This is a genomic window from Actinoplanes cyaneus (assembly GCF_016862095.1).
Lineage (GTDB): Bacteria > Actinomycetota > Actinomycetes > Mycobacteriales > Micromonosporaceae > Actinoplanes > Actinoplanes cyaneus.
This window is the reverse complement of sequence record NZ_BOMH01000134.1, coordinates 1-3,316: the sequence shown is the minus strand read 5'-3', so window position 1 is coordinate 3,316 and position 3,316 is coordinate 1. Positions and strand designations below refer to the sequence as shown.

4 protein-coding genes and 1 pseudogene are annotated in these 3,316 nt (G+C 67.7%); all 5 read left to right on the top strand.

What is annotated here, in order from left to right; all coding sequences use genetic code 11:
- Nucleotides 1-247: pseudogene (locus Acy02nite_RS45960) on the top strand (Tat pathway signal protein); the annotation flags it as partial.
- A 78-nt stretch (nt 248-325) separates the two neighbouring features.
- The gene (locus Acy02nite_RS47885) at nt 326-724 is read left to right on the top strand and encodes an arsenate reductase/protein-tyrosine-phosphatase family protein (protein ID WP_307872319.1); all 399 of its coding nucleotides are present in this window, start codon (nt 326-328) and stop codon (nt 722-724) included.
- A gap of 83 nt (nt 725-807) precedes the next feature.
- The gene (locus Acy02nite_RS45950) at nt 808-1,983 is read left to right on the top strand and encodes a UDP-N-acetylglucosamine--N-acetylmuramyl-(pentapeptide) pyrophosphoryl-undecaprenol N-acetylglucosamine transferase (protein ID WP_203756636.1); all 1,176 of its coding nucleotides are present in this window, start codon (nt 808-810) and stop codon (nt 1,981-1,983) included.
- 291 nt (nt 1,984-2,274) lie between these two features.
- On the top strand, nt 2,275-2,562 hold the full coding sequence (locus Acy02nite_RS45945; RefSeq protein WP_203756635.1) for a hypothetical protein: 288 nt from the start codon (nt 2,275-2,277) through the stop codon (nt 2,560-2,562).
- A 53-nt stretch (nt 2,563-2,615) separates the two neighbouring features.
- Complete coding sequence (locus Acy02nite_RS45940; protein ID WP_203756634.1) at nt 2,616-2,993, top strand: hypothetical protein; 378 nt, start codon at nt 2,616-2,618, stop codon at nt 2,991-2,993.
- Nucleotides 2,994-3,316: the final 323 nt, after the last annotated feature.

Below are 3,316 nucleotides of genomic sequence, written 5' to 3'. Positions count from 1 at the left end.
ACACCCCCGGGTCTACGCCCTAACCATGGCAGACCTCGCCGAGACCCAATGCCGTCGCGGCCACCTCGACGAAGCCTGCAAAACCTGGACCGTCGCGCTCGACACAATGACCGGCGTCCACTCGGCCCGCATCACCGAGGCACTTCAATCGCTCCGAGCACACCTAGCCCCATACCGGCAGCGTGGTGCATCAGCCGCGCAACGACTTGACGTCCGCGCTTCTCAGCTGCTGCGAGAAGCGCGCTGATCTAAGTGCCGTGATGCTGGGAGCATCACGGCTGGCGAACAGGGCCGAGAGGGTCGGCGCAAATATGGCAGGCCAGCCATGATCCGACGGACATCCGGCGACGAGGTGCTGATGCCGCCAGCATCAGCTGGGAGGCGACCCCCGCAAATTCGTCGTCTGCCTCGGCAATCACTGCCGCTCCCCGCTGGCCGCCGGGATTCTCACCCAGCGCGGCGGACCCGCCGTCGAGCTCCGCTCAGCCCAACCATCGCAGCCCTGCAGCTCACCGGCGACATGCTCACCTGGGCCGACCTCATCCTGGCCACGGACCAAGTCATCCTCACCGAACTGCGCCATCTCGCCGGCCCGGCCGATCAGCCCAAAATCCGCCCCTACCTGCCCGATTCGGACGTGCCCGACCCGTGGGAGAAATCCGCAGACGACTTCACCGCCTGCGCGGCCCTGATCGAGACCGGCGCCGGCCCACACCTGCCATAACCGTCAAGATCGGGAGAAGCCGCCACCAGTCCGTCGCTAAACTGCCTCAACCACGACCGGTAGCCGATCTCGGAATGGGCGGTATGTCCCTCTACAGCACCCAGCGTCTGCGCAACCTCCGCATGATCGTCACCGGGGGCGGCACCGGCGGACACACCTACCCCGCGCTGACCACCATCACCGCCCTGCAGAACCGGCTCGCCGCCACCGGAGACGTCCCCGACCTGCTCTGGGTCGGAGTGGCCAACGGACTGGAAGCCACCGTCGCGCAGCGCAACAACATCCCCTTCAAAGCCATCACCACCGGCAAGCTGCGCCGCAGCACCAGCCCACAAGACATCGGCCGCAACATCGCGGATGCCTTCCGGATCCCCGTCGGCATCATCCAAGCCGGACTCACCGTCGCCCGCACCCGGCCCGCAGTCGTCCTGAGCACCGGCGGATACGTCTCAGTCCCGATCGGCCTGGCCGCGCGCCTGCTCAAGGTGCCCTACCTACTGCACGAGCAGACCCTCATCCTCGGCCTGGCCAACCGCATCCTCGCCCGGCTGGCCACCCGGATCCTGCTCAGCCACGAGGCATCGCTGGACCACCTGCCGCCACAGGCCCGCACCCGTGCCGTCGTCACCGGTAACCCGGTCAGGCCGGCGATGCTGCACGGCGATGCCGCGCGCGGATTCGCCGCGTACGGGCTCGACCCGGCAGTCCCGCTCATCCTGGTCACTGGCGGTGCCTCCGGCGCTCAACAGATCAACCGGATGCTGACGGGTGCGCTACCCGGTCTGCTTGCCCACTGCCAGATCGTCCACCAGTGCGGAAGCCTCAACTACGCCGAAATGCAGCAGGTCGCGGCCGCTCTGCCCGACCCGCTCGCGCACCGCTACCACGTCGCCGACTTCATCCACGACGAGATGCCAGACCTACTCGCCGCCGCCACCATCGTCGTCGCCCGCAGCGGCGCCGGGACGGTCGCGGAACTGACCGCGCTCGGCAAGACCTGCGTGCTCATCCCGTACCCGCATGCAGCCGGCGACGAGCAGCGCATCACCGCACGCCACCTCGCCCAACAGAGCGCCGCGATCATGCTCGACGGCGACCAAGCCACCCCCGACCAACTGCGCGACGAGGTCCTTCGCCTTCTGGCCGATCCACCACGGCGCCAGCAGCTTGCCCAGGCTGCCGCCCACCAGGGCAAACCCGTCGCAGCCGAACACGTCGTGTCAGAAATTCTCACCGTTGCCGCCGGAATCAAGCCGTGAGGTCTGGCGAGGCTTTGTGCCGGGTGATGCCGCCAGCATCACGTCCCAGGCTGACCGTCCAGATGGTGTATTGATGCTCGTCAGGATGACATGACCCATAGAGCATTTGCGGGGAACACGTTAGACGCTAGCGTCTTACGTGTGTAGGGTCTGCTCGTGCCCGCACCTAGGACTCCCAACACCGAGAGAGCCATTGCCGTGAACCGGTTCCGGGGTGACCAGACCGCCGCGGCCCGGCTGCGCCGGCACGGATGGCGCGTTACTGAGCCCGGTCGCGGCGAAGCGGCAAAAATGACCGACGTTGACCTGGCCGCGGCGCACCTCGGTTACGGCACAGGCGGCCACGACGAGATCGACGCCGAATTTTGGCGTCGATTCCCCATTTTGGCCGGTTGGCACAGCGCGATGGAGTGGCTCGGCTCCGAGCAGACTGAGCAGTGGCACGCGGCCAACGGCGGGTTCGATCCGATGGGCGACCTGGCGCCGGTCTCAGCCCAATATCAGCAACTGCTCGAGAAATACCGAACCATGGTCCAGGAAGTCGTCGACGGCGCAACCCAGGAAGCCGGAGAGGCATGACCATGAGGCGTTACGCCCCGAACGACGTGTTCCACGGGCCGAACGGGCCGGTCATGCTGAAGTACGACCCGACCGCGACGCGGTCGTTTCTGATGGACGCAAGCATCGATGTCGGACACCCGGCCGGGCCCGCGAGCGCTGCCGGCCGCGTCGCCGCAGCGCTCGCCGGGATCGTGCCTGTGGACTGGCGAGTCGCGATCCGCGGCGGCGGCTGGACGCTCGTGCATGGAAGCGGCGCGGCCATTCTCACGGTGTCGCAGCCGCACGCGGCCGACCAGGACGTCGCTCGGGTGGACGTGCCGGACCATTCCGAGGGCGGGATGGATCTCCAGATCCTCGTGTACGCGCCGATCATCGACGACAAGATGTGGAAGCTGGCGCGCACGCTTGTGGCGTGGGACGTGGTCGACGACGAGCCGAAGGGCGTGTGACCAGCGCCCCGGCAGCAGCCCCGCAGCCATCGGGCCGGGGTAGAGGAAACGCTGAACGCCCGTCCCCGTCCCGGGGACGGGCGTTCAGCGTTTCCGGGGGGCCAGCCCCTCGTCGTCGCCGGGTACCTGTGTGCCTGGGGCTGGATCTGTGTCCGGAGGAAGCAACCCAGAGGGCATGCCGGGTGGGGGGCGAGGGTTCGGCAACACCCTCGCCCGAGAATCGGCTGGGTCAGCGAAGCTGCCAGCGGAAGCGGCTGCCCGCGTTGTCGGCCCACACTGCGTGACCGCCCTCGTGATTGACCACGAGGATGAGTTTGTCGTGG